Source organism: Marinobacter sp. MA, assembly GCF_048298425.1.
GTDB lineage: Bacteria > Pseudomonadota > Gammaproteobacteria > Pseudomonadales > Oleiphilaceae > Marinobacter > Marinobacter salsuginis.
This window is the reverse complement of the sequence record NZ_CP103058.1, coordinates 3,378,465-3,394,715: the sequence shown is the minus strand read 5'-3', so window position 1 is coordinate 3,394,715 and position 16,251 is coordinate 3,378,465. Positions and strand designations below refer to the sequence as shown.

Annotated in this window: 14 protein-coding genes; 11 read left to right on the top strand and 3 right to left on the bottom strand. The window is 58.7% G+C overall.

Going from position 1 to position 16,251, the window contains the following annotated elements:
• The first annotated feature begins 169 nt into the window (after positions 1–169).
• The 4 genes from tkt to fba all read left to right on the top strand — a co-directional run bounded on the left by tkt (position 170) and on the right by fba (position 5,696).
• The gene (gene tkt, locus NUW46_RS15795) at positions 170–2,170 is read left to right on the top strand and encodes a transketolase (RefSeq protein WP_136630155.1); all 2,001 of its coding nucleotides are present in this window, start codon (positions 170–172) and stop codon (positions 2,168–2,170) included.
• The gene (gap, locus tag NUW46_RS15790) at positions 2,170–3,201 is read left to right on the top strand and encodes a type I glyceraldehyde-3-phosphate dehydrogenase (RefSeq protein ID WP_069184426.1); all 1,032 of its coding nucleotides are present in this window, start codon (positions 2,170–2,172) and stop codon (positions 3,199–3,201) included. The genes tkt and gap overlap by 1 nt, the downstream gene beginning before the upstream one ends.
• A 29-nt stretch (positions 3,202–3,230) precedes the next feature.
• Complete coding sequence (locus NUW46_RS15785; RefSeq protein ID WP_418140641.1) at positions 3,231–4,391, top strand: phosphoglycerate kinase; 1,161 nt, start codon at positions 3,231–3,233, stop codon at positions 4,389–4,391.
• A 240-nt stretch (positions 4,392–4,631) separates the two neighbouring features.
• Complete coding sequence (gene fba / locus NUW46_RS15780; protein WP_209400328.1) at positions 4,632–5,696, top strand: class II fructose-bisphosphate aldolase; 1,065 nt, start codon at positions 4,632–4,634, stop codon at positions 5,694–5,696.
• A 2-nt stretch (positions 5,697–5,698) separates the two neighbouring features.
• Here the strand turns inward: fba and NUW46_RS15775 are convergent, their stop codons facing one another.
• Positions 5,699–6,907, bottom strand: coding sequence for an MFS transporter (locus NUW46_RS15775; RefSeq protein WP_418140640.1), 1,209 nt, complete (start codon positions 6,905–6,907; stop codon positions 5,699–5,701).
• 224 nt (positions 6,908–7,131) lie between these two features.
• Here NUW46_RS15775 and NUW46_RS15770 point away from each other — a divergent pair, with 224 nt between their 5' ends.
• Positions 7,132–8,103: a DnaJ C-terminal domain-containing protein gene (locus tag NUW46_RS15770; protein WP_418140639.1), complete on the top strand. Its 972-nt coding sequence runs from the start codon at positions 7,132–7,134 to the stop codon at positions 8,101–8,103.
• A gap of 13 nt (positions 8,104–8,116) precedes the next feature.
• Positions 8,117–8,461, top strand: coding sequence for a chaperone modulator CbpM (locus tag NUW46_RS15765; protein WP_222465263.1), 345 nt, complete (start codon positions 8,117–8,119; stop codon positions 8,459–8,461).
• 12 nt (positions 8,462–8,473) lie between these two features.
• Here the strand turns inward: NUW46_RS15765 and NUW46_RS15760 are convergent, their stop codons facing one another.
• Positions 8,474–8,647: a DUF6435 family protein gene (locus NUW46_RS15760; RefSeq protein WP_104321698.1), complete on the bottom strand. Its 174-nt coding sequence runs from the start codon at positions 8,645–8,647 to the stop codon at positions 8,474–8,476.
• A gap of 205 nt (positions 8,648–8,852) precedes the next feature.
• Between NUW46_RS15760 and NUW46_RS15755 the strand changes: the two genes are divergently transcribed.
• The 5 genes from NUW46_RS15755 to NUW46_RS15735 all read left to right on the top strand — a co-directional run bounded on the left by NUW46_RS15755 (position 8,853) and on the right by NUW46_RS15735 (position 15,277).
• Complete coding sequence (locus NUW46_RS15755; RefSeq protein ID WP_418140638.1) at positions 8,853–10,313, top strand: DUF5666 domain-containing protein; 1,461 nt, start codon at positions 8,853–8,855, stop codon at positions 10,311–10,313.
• Positions 10,314–10,395: 82 nt separating this feature from the next.
• The gene (locus NUW46_RS15750; protein ID WP_418140637.1) at positions 10,396–11,244 is read left to right on the top strand and encodes a DUF6502 family protein; all 849 of its coding nucleotides are present in this window, start codon (positions 10,396–10,398) and stop codon (positions 11,242–11,244) included.
• Positions 11,245–11,249: 5 nt separating this feature from the next.
• Entirely contained in the window at positions 11,250–11,651 is a 402-nt protein-coding gene (locus tag NUW46_RS15745; protein WP_418140636.1) for a hypothetical protein, read from the top strand.
• A 40-nt stretch (positions 11,652–11,691) separates the two neighbouring features.
• Entirely contained in the window at positions 11,692–13,209 is a 1,518-nt protein-coding gene (locus tag NUW46_RS15740) for a DUF5666 domain-containing protein (protein ID WP_418140635.1), read from the top strand.
• Between the two features lie 127 nt (positions 13,210–13,336).
• A complete protein-coding gene (locus NUW46_RS15735; protein ID WP_418140634.1) occupies positions 13,337–15,277 on the top strand; it encodes a methyl-accepting chemotaxis protein in 1,941 nt (646 codons plus the stop codon).
• On the opposite strand, the gene NUW46_RS15730 is transcribed toward NUW46_RS15735, so the two are convergent.
• Positions 15,274–16,248, bottom strand: a complete 975-nt coding sequence (locus NUW46_RS15730; RefSeq protein ID WP_418140633.1) for an NAD(P)H-dependent flavin oxidoreductase — start codon at positions 16,246–16,248, stop codon at positions 15,274–15,276. The genes NUW46_RS15735 and NUW46_RS15730 overlap by 4 nt on opposite strands.
• Between the last annotated feature and the right edge of the window lie 3 nt (positions 16,249–16,251).

Genomic DNA, 16,251 nt, shown 5'->3' with positions numbered 1-16,251 from the left:
TATCATTCTTTGAAATCAGACCCTTTCGGAAATCCACAGGCAAACAATCGTGAAACAGGCGTATGCCGATTTGCCCCGGCACACACTAATCGGCGAAAATACGCGCCTCATTTTGATCGCCCTTTAATCACTACGAATTCTTTTCCTGCAAAACACTGGAGAAACGTCAATGCCGTCTCGTAAAGATCTCGCCAACGCCATTCGCGCGCTGAGCATGGATGCGGTTCAGAAAGCCAAGTCCGGCCACCCGGGTGCGCCCATGGGTATGGCGGATATCGCCGAGGTTCTGTGGAACGATTACCTGAGCCACAACCCGGCCAACCCTCAGTGGGCCAACCGTGACCGCTTTGTGCTGTCCAACGGTCATGGCTCCATGCTGCAGTACTCCCTACTGCACCTGAGCGGTTACGACGTTTCCATCGACGACATCAAGAACTTCCGTCAGCTGCACTCCAAGACGCCGGGCCATCCCGAGTACGGCTATACGCCGGGCATTGAAACCACCACCGGTCCGCTTGGGCAGGGGATCGCCAACGCCGTTGGTTTCGCCATTGCCGAAAAGTCCCTGGCGGCTCAGTTCAACCGCCCGGGTCACGAGATCGTTGATCACTACACCTACGCATTCCTCGGCGACGGCTGCCTCATGGAAGGCATCTCCCATGAAGTAGCGTCCCTGGCCGGCACCCTCGGTCTCGGCAAACTGGTGTTCTTCTATGACGATAACGGCATCTCCATCGATGGCGAGGTTGAAGGCTGGTTCACCGATAACACCCCGCAGCGTTTCGAGTCCTACGGCTGGCAGGTGATTCCCGCCGTCGACGGCCACGACGCCGATGCCATCCGCGCTGCTATCGAAGCAGCCCGGGCCAACACCGATCAGCCCACCCTGATCTGCTGCAAGACCATCATCGGCTTCGGTTCCCCGAACAAGCAGGGCAAGGAAAGCTGTCACGGGGCTCCCCTGGGTGACGACGAAATCACCCTGACCCGCGAGCAACTGGGCTGGCAGCACGGCCCGTTCGAAATCCCGGCCGACATTGCCAGTGCCTGGAATGCGCGTGAGAAAGGCGCCGCAGCCCAGTCCGAGTGGGAGCAGAAGTTCGCCGCCTACGAGAAGGCCGAGCCGGAGCTTGCCGCAGAATTCAAGCGCCGCATGGCCGGCGACCTGCCTGCCGATTTTGCCGAGAAGGCCCAGGCCTACATCCAGGAATGCCAGGACAAGGCCGAGACCGTGGCTTCCCGCAAGGCTTCCCAGAACACCCTGAATGCCTACGGCCCACTGCTGCCGGAACTGATGGGCGGCTCTGCCGACCTGGCTGGTTCCAACCTGACCATCTGGTCCGACACCAAGGGCCTTACCAAGGAAGATGCCAGCGGTAACTACATTTACTACGGTGTTCGTGAATTCGGCATGGCCGCCATCATGAACGGCATCGCCCTGCACGGCGGTTTCGTGCCCTACGGTGCGACCTTCCTGATCTTCATGGAATACTGCCGTAACGCCGTGCGCATGGCCGCGCTCATGAAGCAGCGTTCCATCTTCGTGTTCACTCACGATTCCATCGGCCTGGGCGAAGACGGCCCGACACACCAGCCGATCGAGCAGATGGCCAGCCTGCGCACCACGCCCAACATGAGCATGTGGCGTCCTGCTGACACCGTTGAATCTGCGGTGGCCTGGAAAGCCGCACTGGAGCGCAAAGATGGCCCGACCGCCATGGTGTTCTCCCGTCAGGGCCTGCCGGCCCAGGATCGCGACGCCCAGCAACTGGCTGACGTGGCTAAAGGCGCCTACATCCTCTCCGACAGCGAGGGCACTCCGGATCTGATCCTGATTGCCACCGGTTCCGAAGTGGCCCTGGCCCAGGACGCCGCTGCCAAGCTGCGGGAGCAGGGCAAGAAGGTGCGCGTTGTTTCCATGCCGTCCACCGATGTGTTCGACGCCCAGAGCGCTGAGTACAAGCAGCAGGTTCTGCCGCTGGACGTGACCAACCGCATCGCCATCGAAGCCGGCATTGCCGACTACTGGTACAAGTACGTTGGCCTGGACGGTCGCATCATCGGTATGACCACCTTTGGTGAGTCTGCCCCTGCTGGCGAACTGTTCAAGGAATTCGGCTTTACCGTGGACAATGTCCTGGAAGTGGCGGCTGAGCTGCTGGACGCCTGATGACAGACTCTGCGCCTTTTCGTGTCGCCATCAACGGGTACGGCCGAATCGGCCAGTGCGTGTTGCGTGCGCTTTATGAAAACGGCTTCCGCGACCACCTGCAGGTGGTCGCGATTAACGAGTTGTCGGATATCGACACCATTGCCCACCTGACCCGATACGATTCCACCCACGGTCGTTTTCAGGGTGATATTTCGGTATCGGGCCAGGATCTCATGGTCAATGGCGATGCGATCCGCGTGTTGAGTCATGCTGACCCGGCAGAACTGCCCTGGCGGCTGCTTGATGTCGATCTGGTACTGGAATGTTCCGGCGCCTTCTCAGATCGCGCCACGGCCCAGAAACATATCGATTCTGGCGCCAAACAGCTGCTGTTCTCGCAGCCGGCCGAGTCAGATGTAGACCGCACCGTGGTCTACGGTGTGAACCACGCCGATCTCACAGCTGATGATGTGATCGTGGCCGCCGCCTCATGCACCACCAACTGCCTCGTTCCGGTGATCAAAGTGCTGGACGACGCGTTTGGTGTGGAGCAGGGCAGCACCACAACTATCCATGCCGCCATGAACGACCAGCCGGTCATCGATGCCTACCACCATCAGGATCTGCGGCGCACTCGAAGTGCCCTGCACAACATCGTCCCGGTGGAAACTGGTCTCGCCAAGGGTATCGAGCGGCTGCTGCCCAACATGGAAGGCAAGTTCAGCTCGGTGGCCATGAGGGTACCGACCATGAACGTGTCCGCCATCGACATGGTGGTGAATGTGCGCAAGAGCACCGATGTGGCAGCGGTGAACAGCCTGCTAAAAGAGGCCGCCAATGGCCCGTTGAAGAGCATACTCGGCTACACCGACGAACTGCTGGCAAGCTCCGATTTCAACCACGACGCCCATTCCGGCGTGGTGGACGGCGGCCAGACCCGGGTAACCGGGGGCACCATGGTGAAAGTACTGTGCTGGTTCGACAATGAGTGGGGGTTCGCGAACCGGATGCTCGATGTCAGCAAAAGCTGGTTAACCAAACATTCTTAATCTGAAATTTTGTTGAAGGGACGAACGTTATGGCCATCAAAAGAATGACCGACCTCAACCTCGCCGGCAAGCGAGTGCTGATCCGCGAAGACCTGAACGTGCCGGTCAAGGACGGCAAAGTCTCCAGCGACGCTCGCATCCGCGCGTCACTGCCGACCATCAAGGCCGCCAAAGACGCCGGCGCCAAAGTCATGCTGATGTCCCACCTGGGCCGTCCGGAAGAAGGCGTGTACGACGAAGCTTCCTCCATGAAGCCTGTTGCCGATCACCTGACCAAAGTACTGGGTCAGGAAGTTCGCCTGATCAAGGACTATCTGGACGGCGTTGAAGTGGCCGATGGCGAAGTCGTCCTGTTCGAAAACGTCCGCTTCAACAAGGGCGAAAAGAAAGACAACGAAGACCTCGCCAAGAAATACGCGGCCCTGTGCGACGTCTACGTGATGGACGCCTTCGGCACCGCCCACCGCGCCCAGGCCTCCACCCACGGCGTTGCCAAATTCGCCCCCGAAGCCTGCGCCGGCCCCCTGCTGGCGGCGGAACTGGAAGCCCTGGGCAAAGCCCTGGATAACCCGGCCAAACCGGTGGTTGCCATTGTTGGCGGCTCCAAGGTTTCTACCAAACTGGACGTGCTCAACGCCCTGGAGAAAGTTTGCGACCAGATCATTGTCGGCGGCGGCATCGCCAACACCTTCCTGGCAGCGGCCGGTCACCCGGTGGGCAAATCCCTGTGTGAGCACGATTTGATAGATACCGCCAAAGACATCGCCAGCCGCGTTGAAATCCCGCTGCCGGTCGACGTGGTTGTTGCCAGCGAATTCGCCGAGACCGCCACCGCCACCGTCAAGAACATCTCCGACGTCACCGACGACGACATGATCCTCGACGTCGGCCCGGAAACCGCTGGCGAATTCGCCCAGTTGCTGAAAAACGCCAAAACCATCCTGTGGAATGGCCCGGTTGGCGTCTTCGAATTCGACCAGTTCGGCAACGGCACCAAAGCCCTGGCCGAAGCCATCGCCGAAAGTGACGCCTTCTCCCTCGCCGGCGGTGGTGACACCGTCGCCGCCGTTGACAAGTACGGCGTTGCTGACAAAATCTCGTATATCTCCACCGGTGGTGGCGCTTTCCTGGAATTCGTAGAAGGCAAGACACTCCCGGCAGTAGCGGTATTGGAAGAACGCGGCGAGTAAACAAACAGAAGCGGTTCTGATCGGGCCCTACAACAAGACCAGAATCGCAAGGCAGGTGGAGGATCGCTTCCCGGGACTGTCTGCAGCATGGATGCTGCAGTCAAGCGTACAGGGACGTATTAACAGCGTGTCCCGGGAAGGGTTCCCCCACCTGCCGCAGCAGACTCCCAGGCCAAACCAGACGAGTCCTGCACAGAAACAGAATTCAACTACCCATAGTCCAAATGAAGGAGACGACCCATGGCCCTGATTTCGATGCGGCAAATGCTGGATCACGCCGCCGAGCATGGTTACGGTGTGCCAGCCTTTAACGTCAACAACCTGGAACAGATGCGCGCCATCATGGAAGCCGCCGACAAAACCGACTCCCCGGTAATTGTCCAGGCCTCCGCCGGTGCTCGTAAGTACGCTGGCGCCCCCTTCCTGCGCCACCTGATCCTGGCGGCCATCGAAGAATTCCCGCACATCCCGGTGGTCATGCACCAGGACCATGGCACCAGCCCGTCCGTGTGCCAGCGCTCCATCCAGCTGGGCTTCAGCTCCGTGATGATGGACGGCTCCCTCGGTGAAGATGGCAAAACCCCCACCGATTACGAATACAATGTCGACGTTACCCGTCGCACGGTTGAAATGGCCCACGCCTGTGGTGTCTCCGTAGAAGGCGAGCTTGGTTGCCTGGGCTCCCTCGAAACCGGCCAGGCCGGTGAAGAAGACGGCATCGGTGCCGAAGGCACCCTGGACCACAGCCAGATGCTGACCGACCCGGAAGAAGCGGCGGACTTCGTCAAGAAAACCCACGTTGATGCCCTGGCCATTGCCATCGGCACCAGCCACGGCGCCTACAAGTTCACCCGTCCGCCGACGGGCGACATCCTGGCCATCGACCAGATCAAAGCCATCCACGCCCGCATCCCGGACACCCACTTGGTTATGCACGGCTCCAGCTCCGTACCCCAGGAATGGCTGAAGATCATCAACGAATACGGTGGCGAGATTCCGGAAACCTATGGTGTGCCGGTTGAAGAAATCGTAGAGGGCATCAAGCACGGCGTGCGCAAGGTCAACATCGACACCGACCTGCGTCTGGCCAGCACTGGCGCCGTCCGTCGCTTCCTGGCCGAAAACCCGGCCGAGTTCGACCCGCGCAAATTCCTCAAGGAAACCATGAAGGCCATGACCGACGTGTGCGTTGCACGCTACGAAGCCTTCGGTTGTGCCGGCAACGCCAGCAAGATCAAGCCGGTTAACCTCGAGCGCATGTTCGAGCGTTACGCCTCTGGCGAGCTGGATCCCAAGGTCAAGTAAGCTTAAGAGACTGGAACCGAATCAGCCTCCGCATTGCGGAGGCCTTTTTGTTTGTAGCGCCAGGCCGCAAGGAAAATGAGTAGACCGATGGTTGCCGTCGTGGCCCCGACATAGCCTGTCGAAGACCAGCCGAAACCAGCGGTGATAGCCATGCCTGCCAGCCAGGGCCCAAGGGCGTTGGCAACATTGAAGGCAGCATGGTGAGAGGCGGCTGCCAGGTTCTGGGCGCCGTGCGCCACATCCATCAGATGGGTCTGCAGCGCCGGGCCCAGGGCGCCCATCATGGCGATCAGGAAACAGGCAACCAGCAGTATCGGAAGCGTGCCGGTGGTGGAGGGGAATACCACCAGGATGCAGGCGCTCAGCAACAGGATGACGCCGACCGCCCGGAACCCCAGGCGATCGAACAACCAGCCGCCCAGCAGGTTGCCGGTGAAGCCGCCGAGCCCGAACACGGCCAATGCCAGGGGAATCCAGTACTCTTCAACTTGTGTGACTTCCAGCAGTGTCGGCGCCAGGTAGCTGAACACGGCAAACATACCCGAGAAACCGATGGCGCCGATCGCCAGGGCGAACCAGATGCCGGCGCGGTTGAACGCGCGAATCTCGCTGAATGCTCCCTTCCGTTGTTCCTGCGGATCAGTTGGCAACACCGAAATCACCATGGTCAGCGTGAGTACGGAAATGAGCCCCACGAACATGTACACGTAACGCCAGTCCAGAGACTGCCCCATCCAGGCGGCCATGGGGTTGCCCAGTAGCAGCGCCAGCGTCAGCCCCATCATGACGCGGCTGACCGCTTTTGCCCGTTGATGGACTGGAACCAGGGACGCCGCCACCAGGCAGGCAACGCCGAAATACGCCCCGTGAGGGAGGCCGGCTACAAATCGGGCAATCATGACCCCGGTGTAGTCTTCCGCCAGGGCGCTCGCCAGATTCCCTGCCGCATAAAAGGCCATCAGCCAGATCAGCAGCTGGCGCCGGAAAAAGCGGGCTCCGATCACGGCCAGCAGTGGCGCGCCCACGACAACCCCCAACGCATAGGCGCTGATCAGATGTCCCACCTGTGGCTCCGTGACGCCGAGATCCTGCGACACATTTGGCATCAGACCCATGATGGCGAATTCACCGGTACCGATGGCAAATCCACCAAGTGCCAATGCGAATTCGATCAGGAAAATCCGGAGTCGTGTGGCTGGTTCGCTACTCAAAAAGCTCTCCCTGGCGCTGGTTTAAAGAGTAAAACCGGTAATTCTCACCTCTACCGGAACGAGATGCCATACGAATTATCACAGTGGGGTGGGTCACAAGCTCTCACGTGTTTGATCTACCGCAACTGCGCAGCACCGGGTGCTTGTAATTTCGCTGCCAGCGTCAACTATAGGTAACTGAGATCAATTGTTGATCACCATGATGATCAGTAACGAGGAGTGCCATGGACTTCAAAGACTATTACGCCGTACTCGGTGTGAGTGAGTCTGCCTCCGCCGAGGAGATTAAAAAGGCCTACCGGAAGCTGGCGCGGAAGTACCATCCGGATGTCAGCAAGGAGGAAGATGCGGACACCAAATTCAAGGATGTTGGTGAAGCTTACGAAGTACTGAAAGATCCTGAGAAACGGGCAGAATACGATCAGCTGCGCAAGTACGGCGCCAGAGCGGATGGCTCCTTCCAGCCGCCCCCGGGTTGGCAAAGCGCATCCGGCTTCGGTGGCGGTGGTTACACCGAAGCCGACGCCCGCCAGTTCAGCGACTTCTTCGAGGAGATCTTCGGTGGCGGCCGTCGCGGCGGCTTTTCCGGTGGCTTCGGTGGCGGCGGTTTCCGCCAGAACATGAGAATGCGTGGTGAGGACGTGCACGCCAGGATTGCGCTGTTCCTGGAAGAGGCGTTTCATGGCTGTGAAAAACAGGTGTCTTTCGCGGTCCATGAGACTGATGAGCATGGCCGGGTGATTCCCCGGCAAAAGACCCTGAAAGTGAAGATTCCCGCCGGCATGCGCGAGGGCCAGAATATCCGCCTTAGGGGCCAGGGCTCGCCGGGTATTGGCGGCGGAGAGCCGGGTGATCTGTTCATCGAAGTCGAGTTTGCGCCGCATCCCCATTTTTCCGTGGAGGGCCGGGATGTCATGGTGACTGTGCCGATAGCGCCGTGGGAAGCGGCTCTGGGGGCAACGGTGACGGTGCCGACTGTTGGCTCGAAGGTGAATGTGAAAGTGCCCAAAGGTTCCACCAGTGGCCGTAAGCTTCGGCTCAAAGGCAAGGGCTTTCCGGGCAAACATCCGGGTGATCAGATTGTTATCCTGCAGATCGCCATGCCCGAGAAACACAGCGCCGAAGCGGAGAAGCTCTACGAGCAACTTGCGGAGGCCGAGAAGAACTTCAATCCACGCAGCAAGCTTCACGTGTGAGCGGGAGTAAGGTATGAGCAAGCAAGATCATATTCTGACGGTCGAGGTGCTCGATCAGGATGGCAGCACCTTCACCCTGCGTGAAATCTGCGAGCGCGGTGAGTGCCATGCAGAGTTTGTCATCAAGCTGGTGGACTACGGCATCATTGCCCCGGTTGAGGAGTCACCGGAAGCACGGCAATGGGAGTTCGATGTCGTCGCCCTGAGCCGGTTGCGCAAGGCCCAGAGGCTGCAGCGGGACCTGAAAATGAATCTGCCCGGTCTGGCCATGTCACTGGAGTTGCTCGACGAGGTGGAGGAAATGCGTCGGGAAGTGGGCCGTCTCAATCATCGCATCCGGCAATTGATGGGGGAGTAAACGCTCCCCCGCTTACTTCTTTTCTTCCAGCGCCTGAATCTCGGCGTAGATTTTTTCCGCCTCTTCCATAAGCGTACCGTGAGTTCTCAAATCGCCGTTGCGCTGGGCATCCAGTGCTTTGGCAAGTTTGGCCTCGTATTCCTTCTGCAGTTTTTTCTTCGGATCGCCTTTCAAAAATCCCAGCATGGTGATGACCCTGTTTTGGCTGACTGTTCAGAGCTTTACGCTCTCTGCCCCATAAAGTTCACAAAATTTTCATGATCAAAAACTGGACAGCTCGAAAATATGGGATTAAATTCCCAAATAATGTTTTGGGAAAATAATCCCAATCAGGGTTTGGGTGGTTCTCGGTGACTGCCCGCGGACGCAATAACAAGCCTGGAGAAGAACGATGAATCGCAAACCTTTAACAATCGCAGTGAAGTTGGCCATGACAGGGGCTCTGGCCGGTGCCCTCGCCGCTTGTGGTGGCGGTGGCTCGGAAGACACCTCTACCAGTGGCACCTCATCGGGCACCAGTGTCGGGGCGGTTTCCGGCTTCGGCAGTGTTTACGTTAACGGTACTCGCTTTGAAACCAGTGGGAGCGTTAGCAGCGATGACGGCCTGGAACGCGAGGATCAGCTTGAAAAGGGCATGATCCTGAAAGTTGAGGGCAACTGGGATGACCGTGGCCAGGGCCGGGCCGACAGGGTCAGCTATGACGATACCCTGCGCGGCCCGATTTCCGGTATGAGCTGGGACGAGGTGACTCGCACCGGAAGCCTGACGATGCTGGGCCAGACTATCTCATTGGACGGCAAAACGGTCTTCCGCGGCGCCACCCCGACGGCTCTCGCCGGCAATCCCCAGGGATATCGGGTAAGGGTCAGCGCCTGGCGCCTGGAGGATGGCAGCTTCCGGGCCAGCTTTGTTGGCGCTCGTGCCATCGGCCTCGATTTCGATGACGACAACGAAGTGGAAATTGAAGGCGTTGTCGCGAACCTGGATACAAGCGCAGAAACTTTCACCATCAACGGTTTCCTGATCGATTACACCAGTGCTGTCGGCGATGACGACTTCTCCCTGGATGATCTGGCAGATGGAATCGTGGTGGAAGTGGAAGGCTACCTGGACGGCAATACCATCATGGCCGAGGAAATCGACGACGAGGACGACCTATTCGACGATGACAATGATGTCGAAATCTCCGGAAGCATTTACGACTATGACTCTGCCAGCCGTCAGTTCTCGATAAATGGGGTACGAGTTCAGATTAACGGCGGCACCGAGTTCGACGATCTCCGCGAGAGCAGCCTCGCCGATGGCCTGTTTGTGAAAGTGGAAGGGGATTTCCGCGAAGGCGTCCTGGTGGCTGAAGAAATCGAAGGCCGGGAGTCCGACGCAGAGCTGGATGGCCGTATCGAGTCCATTGATCTGGCCAATGAATCCATGCTCGTCAGTGGCGTTCGGGTTCAGCTCACCAGCAATACCCTGATCGATGACGACGATGATGATGACGATGACCGTCGCAGTCGAGTTCAGGACGTCCAGAGCCTGCAGGTGGGTGACTATCTCGAGATTGAAGGCCGCCAGCGCAGCAGTGAGGGCGGATTCCTCGAAGCCCTCAGCATCGAGCGTGAGGATGACGACGATGATGACGATTTTGAACTCGAAGCACGGGTGACTGCGATCGGCGCCGAGTCGATCACCATCATGAATCTTGAGGTGCTCCGCAACGGCTACAGCTTTTCAGGCGCCCAGGTTGGTGATGAAGTGGAAATCGATTACCGCCAGACCAGCGGTGGTCAGTATGAACTGACCGATAATGTTGAAGTCGACGACGACAGTGACGACGACAGTGATGATGATTGACCAGTGAGCCGAGGGTGCGGGCCAGACGGTTGTCGGCCCGACTCCTGGCTTTCGAAGTCGCTATGGGAATACAATCCCAAACATGAAAAAGACCAACCCCCTGCATCAAGCGCTGTTCCGCATTCTGCGCCCTCTGGCGAGGTTGCTCTTGCGGAACGGCATACCCTTCGGTGAGTTCTCGGAGCTGGTGAAACGTGCCTACGTGGAAGCCGCCCTGGAAGACTTTGCCGACGGCCGCCGAAAGCCCACGGATTCTCGGGCTGCGGTTATGACCGGGCTGACCCGTAAGGAAGTAAAACGCCAGCGGGAAATCCTGGCAGGGGAAGATGCCGGGAGCCGCGATGTCATTCATGCCAACCGGGCGTCCCGGGTGGTCTCAGGTTGGGTCCACGATGCTGGTTTCCAGGCTGAAGACGGAGAGCCAGCCATGCTGTCTTTCGACGGATCGAGCAGTTTCAGTGAACTGGTCAAGCGCTACAGCGGTGATATGCCGCCCCGCGCCGTGCTGGATGAACTGCTTCGGGTCGGCGTGGTGTCGATAGACGGCGAATCGGGCCGGCTGATCCTGCAGCAAAGGGCCTATGTACCGGCTGGAGACAGCGAGGAAATGCTCCAGATATTCGGTGAAGACGTATCAGATCTCATAGCGACGATTGATCATAATCTGGTCAGTGAAGAATCCGGGCAGCCACCGCTGTTCCAGAGAACCCTGACCTACAACAACATCCCTCCGGAAGTGATGGAGCGCTGGCGCAAGCATGCCGCTGCCCAGTCCCAGGCACTGCTGGAACAGCTGGACAAATGGCTTGGTCCCCATGATCGCGATATCTCAGGGCAAAAGTCTGGCAGTGAATCCGGGGATCCGGTCCGCACCGGCGTCAGCATCTTCTTCTTTGAAGAGCGTGCCGGTAAAGAGCCGAAAGGAGATTGAGTGCTATGAGTCTCACGAGGCCACCGAACATTGTTTGTCGCTGGGAGCCCACGGAGCTTGCAAGCACAATACTTTCTGCATCTTCCCGACAGGTGATTCGTTCGTGGATCAGCTCCAGCGATTTTCTCGATGAGCATCACGACCCTGTCATGCTGTTGATGGACAATCACGCAACGAATTCTTTCCGCAATCTGGTGCAAGCGACCAATCCTGATTTCGCCCCCACGGTGGTTCTCAATGAACTGCTTCGCAAGGGTGTGGTCGAGCCCCTGGATAGTGGTTACCTCATGCTGAGGCGAAGTGTCTATGCGCCAGCGCAGCCGTGGCTTACGGGGGCATCCCGAGTTGGCCAGGTTCATGAATCCGAGGATGAAATTCCCCGCAGGCGCTTCAATGATGCTATTTAATAAAGTCCGGCCAGGAATGCCGGGTATGGAGAGATCAATTATGAAACGGCACATCCGCAATCGTGTTATCGGGCTGGCCGCCGGAACCGTGGCCTTCGGGGTGATTTCCGCCTGTGGTGGCGCGGGCGGGGGAGGGCTGGATGTTGCCGATGGTGGTATACGCGGTACCGGGTCCAGTGTCGGGCCGGTTTCCGGGTTCGGCAGTGTGTTCGTTAATGGCGTCGAGTTCAGCACCGATGACATTCCGAACCGGGAAGTCGAAAGCGACGATGGCATCACCGCTGAGAGCTTGCTGAGCGAGGGAATGATCCTCAGGGTCGAAGGCGAATGGCGTGATGATGGTACGGGAACCGCTGAGAAGCTCAGTTACGACGATACATTGCGTGGTCCGGTAGGTCAGGTGACTGCTGATCCGAGTGGTGCCGGTGACTTCGTTACTCTCTCAGTCATGGGGCAGTCAGTGCGAGTAGATCGCCAGACGGTGGTGCGCGGCACAACATACGCTGCACTGCTCAGCGAGCAGCCGATAAACGATCATGTTCGAGTCAGTGCCTGGCGCCAGTCCGATGGCTCCTATCGGGCTGGCTATATCCAGATAATCGATCCGGATCTGACCAATGTCGAGTTGGAAGGCAGTGTGCTCACTGTGGATACCAACCTGAACGAATTCACGATTGGAACGATCACTGTTCAATACGATGAAAACAATGTCAGCTTTGGCTCCGGACTTACAGAGGCAGACCTGGAAAACGCCACCGCCCTGGAAGTTGAGGGGGAACTCAACGGGACTACGCTGATAGCAACTACGATTGACCGGGACGACGCCCGACGCTTCAGTCGCAACAGTGCCGACGATATCGAATTCACGGCAGTCATTGATGCTTCCTACACACCTTCCGGAGCTGGCTCTCGGCCGGGTGAGTTTACGATGGGAGGCCTGACCGTTCGGGTAACAGATGCGACCGAACTGGATGACAGCATTACGCTCGACGAACTTACCGAAGGACTCCTGATTCAGGTAGAGGGGCATTTCCTCTCGGATACGGTTGTTGAGGCTGAGGAAATTGAACTTCGGGACGGTAATGCGAAGGTGAAGGGAGTGGTTTCTACTCCAACTGACAATGTTTTCTTTATCGGTGGTGTTGAAGTTCGGGTTTCCTCGACGACAGTCTTCACCGTTGAGGATGGCTCCGGTACCTCACTCCAGGCTCTTCCAATTGGCACCACAACCGTTGAGGTTGAGGGCATTGAGAAAGAGCAGGGTGTAGACGTCTTCATTGAAGCATTGAAAGTAGAAGTCGACGACGAAGTTGCAGACGTTGATGATCTAAACCTTTACGAGCTTGAAGGCAGGCTCACGAACATCACCCCAAGCACCATCACTGTTCTCGGCGTATTGATCGATGCCGGACCAGGCGCTTACGACAGTAATCCTCAGAGTGAGATCATTGATCGTTTCGATGATGGGGAGGTTTTGATTCTCGAAGTTGAATATTCGAAGAACGGGAACGACTTCATCGCCGACGAAATTGATCTCGAAGAGAACGATGACGATTAACTACAAAACCCGTGCATAAAAGCGCGCTATTCAGGCCCGGGTTTTGCTATACATACGGACAAGCCAAGCAGGGACGCTGTTGCCGACTGTGCAGGATGCATGAAGTACACATGCTAGCGGAGTCCGTATGTCACTCAGTTTTATCAGGCGGCTGATCTCAAGCCGCCTTCTGCGGCCGGTATTTATAGTTCTGGTCGTTGCCGGTCTTGTCCAGGTTCTGGTCAGCCAGTGGTTGATTTCCAGCCAGGTGGAGCGCCTGGTCGACACCGCAGGGTCAGCCCTTGAGGCGAGCAGTAAGCAGGTCAGCGCCTCGTTTGGGGATACCCGCGAGGATGTCCGGACCCGCCTGGAGACCATGCGGCAGAAGACCACCGAAGAACTCTCCGCCGAACTCACCCGCCAGCAAACCGCCCAACAGGAACGCGTCGCCGGTAACGTTCGAACCGCTGTTATGGCCGAAGCCCAGGGCCTGGCCGATGTGCTGGCTGCGGTCGCAGCTCCGCTGATCTGGGATCGTGATGTCCCCCGCCTGACTGATCTGGTGGAGCTGGCCGACGCTCGTGAATCGGTTTTGTTCGCCGTGTATTACGACCAGTACGGTGAGCGACTGACCCGCTACGTGGATCGCACCGATGATCGGGTACGCACCTTAATGGAGCAGGGGGAAGGTCGTGGTGCGGCAAATCGGGTCCTCGATGCGGCAAGCCGTGACCCCAACGTCGTCATCATTACCGCTGATATTGCTCCCCAGGGGTCGGCTATTGGTCAGCTTAAGCTGGGTTTGTCCCTGGAAGGCATTAACCGGGATCTGGCCGCCCTGGAAGAAGAATTCAGTGCCACGATTACCGGTAGCATAGACGCTCTTCGCGACACCCTGGAGGCGGAAACCGAACAGGTGAACCAGCGCCTTCAGCAGCAGCTGGCGGGCATGGACTCCGATACCCGCTCCAGAATCCAGAGCACTGTGGAAGCGCTGAATGCCGAAGCCTCAAGCCTTTCGGCCAACCTCAGCATGCTCGCAATCGGCTCTGTGGTGATTCTTATCCTGCTCGTTGCATTGGTCCTGGGTGGCGGATTGCTGCCACGGGTCTTCCGTTTAAGCTCGGCGATCTGGGGAATTGCCGATGGTGAGGCAGATCTTACCCGCCGGGTATCCATGAAAGGCAAGGATGAGCTCACCGAAATGGCCCAGGGTGTGAACCGGTTCATTGCCCGTATCCAGGAGCTGGTTTCCGACGTCAAGGAGTCGGCCGAATCGGCCGCTGGCCAGGCCCAGGCTCAGGGGGATATCAGTCGCAGTGCGGTCTCCGCCGTGAATCGTCAGGAGCAGGAGGTGGCTGAGGTGTCCGGCACCATGGATGCCATGTCCCGGAGTATTTCCGAGGTGGCAGAAAACATCCAGGATATCGCCGGCTCGGTCAGCAACGTCAGTGCCGAGAGCGAGGCCACCGCGGGCATTTCCCGGGAAGTTCGGAACCGGCTTGATCAGGTGGTGCGCAACGTTGAGCAGGCGGTGGACGCGGTCAATCAACTGGACCACCAGAGCAAGGAGATCGGATCGGTGCTGTCAGTGATCGGTTCCATCGCGGAGCAAACCAACTTGCTGGCTCTGAACGCCGCTATTGAGGCCGCGCGCGCCGGTGAATCCGGCCGGGGCTTTGCCGTGGTGGCCGATGAGGTCCGCACCCTGGCGAGCCGCACCCAGGAATCCACCACCGAGATCCAGTCCATCATCGAGCGCCTTCAGCAGGGCAGCCGGCAGGCGGTCAGCGCCATTGGCGAGGTGTCGGGCCAGGTGGCCGAATCCTCCTCGGAGTTCCGTAGGGCCGATGAACACTTCGATCGCATCAACCAGTTGCTCAGCAGCCTCCAGGATCGGGCCATGGCCATTTCAACCGTGGCGGAAGAGCAGGGCCGGCACGCCAGTGAAGTCAGTGTGAGCGTGAGCGATATTGCCGGCTCTTCCCGTCAGACGGTCGAAGCCATTGAGCGTTCCGACGAGGCCAGCGGCCAGATTGCCCGGACACTGACCTCGCTGAAGGACAAAGCTTCACAGTTCCAGGTTTAGGCGCCTGAAGATAGCAGGCGTTCCCGGGCGCTTCTGTACTCGTCGGTCAGTCGACGTACCAGGTCCGGGACGGTGAGCACGTCGTGGATCTGGCTGACGCCCTGGCCGGCAGACCAGACGGTTTTCCAGGCCTTGGCTTCATCATCGATGGGCTTCAGCTTTTCCCCGTAGTTGATCTCGCCGGCCTGGTTCAGCTTGTCCATGGGGAAGCCAGCCGCTTCCAGGCTCTGGCGCATGAAGCTGGCGGGCACGCCGGATACCGCCGGTGTGTGAATAATGTCGCCAGACACCGCCTCAATGATCATGTTCCGATAGGCCTCGTCGGCCTGAGACTCGAAGGTGTTGATAAAGCGGGTGCCCAGATAGGCCAGGTCCGCCCCCAGGGCCTGAGCCGCCAGCAGGTCCTCACCATGTGATAGCCCCCCAGCCAGCAGAATCGTGCCATCAAAGACTTCCCGGATCTCATGCACCAGCACGAACGGGTTGATGGTGCCCGCATGGCCACCGGCACCCGCCGCCACGGCGATAATGCCGTCGACGCCCGCTTCTGCAGCCTTGCGGGCATGCTTCTGGTTGGTCACGTCGTGGAACACCACGCCGCCGTAGCTGTGAACCGCTTCCACCACCTGGCTGGCGGCACCCAGAGAAGTAATGATGATGGGCACCTTGTGTTTAACGCACAGCTCAAGGTCCGCCTGCCAACGGGGGTTGGTCCGGTGCACGATCAAATTCACGGCATAGGGGGCCGTTGTTACATCCGGATTCGTGCTTCGAAAAGCATCCAACTCCTCATTCATCTGGATGAGCCAGTCTTCAAAGCCTTCGCTGGTGCGTTGGTTCAAAGCCGGAAAACTGCCAACAATGCCCTGCTTGCAGCAGGCAAGCGCCAGTTCCGGGCCAGAGATCAGAAACATGGGGGCGGCCACCAGGGGCAGTGAGAGCGAGTCTTTCAGGGACGCGGGCAACGGCATGAG

What these genes read in the sequence shown, in the direction of transcription:
- tkt (WP_136630155.1), top strand. Translation starts at nt 170, where the DNA reads ATGCCGTCTCGTAAAGATCTCGCCAACGCCATTCGCGCGCTGAGCATG.
- gap (WP_069184426.1), top strand. Translation starts at nt 2,170, where the DNA reads ATGACAGACTCTGCGCCTTTTCGTGTCGCCATCAACGGGTACGGCCGA.
- NUW46_RS15785 (WP_418140641.1), top strand. Translation starts at nt 3,231, where the DNA reads ATGGCCATCAAAAGAATGACCGACCTCAACCTCGCCGGCAAGCGAGTG.
- fba (WP_209400328.1), top strand. Translation starts at nt 4,632, where the DNA reads ATGGCCCTGATTTCGATGCGGCAAATGCTGGATCACGCCGCCGAGCAT.
- NUW46_RS15770 (WP_418140639.1), top strand. Translation starts at nt 7,132, where the DNA reads ATGGACTTCAAAGACTATTACGCCGTACTCGGTGTGAGTGAGTCTGCC.
- NUW46_RS15765 (WP_222465263.1), top strand. Translation starts at nt 8,117, where the DNA reads ATGAGCAAGCAAGATCATATTCTGACGGTCGAGGTGCTCGATCAGGAT.
- NUW46_RS15760 (WP_104321698.1), bottom strand. Translation starts at nt 8,647, where the DNA reads ATGCTGGGATTTTTGAAAGGCGATCCGAAGAAAAAACTGCAGAAGGAA.
- NUW46_RS15755 (WP_418140638.1), top strand. Translation starts at nt 8,853, where the DNA reads ATGAATCGCAAACCTTTAACAATCGCAGTGAAGTTGGCCATGACAGGG.
- NUW46_RS15750 (WP_418140637.1), top strand. Translation starts at nt 10,396, where the DNA reads ATGAAAAAGACCAACCCCCTGCATCAAGCGCTGTTCCGCATTCTGCGC.
- NUW46_RS15745 (WP_418140636.1), top strand. Translation starts at nt 11,250, where the DNA reads ATGAGTCTCACGAGGCCACCGAACATTGTTTGTCGCTGGGAGCCCACG.
- NUW46_RS15740 (WP_418140635.1), top strand. Translation starts at nt 11,692, where the DNA reads ATGAAACGGCACATCCGCAATCGTGTTATCGGGCTGGCCGCCGGAACC.
- NUW46_RS15735 (WP_418140634.1), top strand. Translation starts at nt 13,337, where the DNA reads ATGTCACTCAGTTTTATCAGGCGGCTGATCTCAAGCCGCCTTCTGCGG.
- NUW46_RS15730 (WP_418140633.1), bottom strand. Translation starts at nt 16,248, where the DNA reads ATGCCGTTGCCCGCGTCCCTGAAAGACTCGCTCTCACTGCCCCTGGTG.